Annotated in this window: 1 protein-coding gene; it reads left to right on the top strand. The window is 66.6% G+C overall.

Going from position 1 to position 461, the window contains the following annotated elements; translation table 11 throughout:
• Window positions 1-123: 123 nt before the first annotated feature.
• Window positions 124-333 (top strand): hypothetical protein, encoded by a 210-nt coding sequence (locus tag H7I41_RS11670; protein ID WP_073855158.1) that lies wholly within the window; start codon window positions 124-126, stop codon window positions 331-333.
• Window positions 334-461: the final 128 nt, after the last annotated feature.

Raw genomic sequence — 461 nt, 5'->3', positions numbered from 1 at the left:
CTTTCCGGCACTGCATATTGCGCCAAACGAAACGGCACCCGGCCTGGATACCAGCACCGATCCCCCAACGCTTCCGACTGGTGCCCGCGTCGTTTCGTCCTGGCTACGTCGTAGGCTCACGGCATGCACGACGTGACTCTGGCCGCCGCGGGGACGGCGGCGATGCTGACGGTGGGGCTCGCGGCCTATGCAGCGTTGATCCTCGTCAGCATCGCGGTGGCACTCGCCGCCGCCCGCCAGCGCCGGCGACGCCGCGCGATCGCTGCCGCGACGCTGGTTGGGGCGTTGACTGTGGGCGGGCTGGTTATCGCGATTCTCAGCAGCATCGCGTAACGCCGGGTTACCCGAGCCGTCGCGTGCTCCACCGCGACAGATCCGCCTCCAATACTGCCGAATCACGGTCGGGAAACACCTCATCGGTGATCTCCAACTGTCGGATGCGGTCCAGTTGAAATCCGCGG

It is taken from the genome of [Mycobacterium] manitobense, from assembly GCF_025821665.1.
In the GTDB taxonomy this organism is placed as follows: domain Bacteria; phylum Actinomycetota; class Actinomycetes; order Mycobacteriales; family Mycobacteriaceae; genus Mycobacterium; species Mycobacterium arseniciresistens.
Note: the sequence above shows the minus strand (reverse complement) of the source record. Positions and strands in the feature narration are given on the sequence as shown.

Coding starts and splice junctions, on each gene's coding strand:
- H7I41_RS11670 (WP_073855158.1), top strand. CDS start 124: ATGCACGACGTGACTCTGGCCGCCGCGGGGACGGCGGCGATGCTGACG.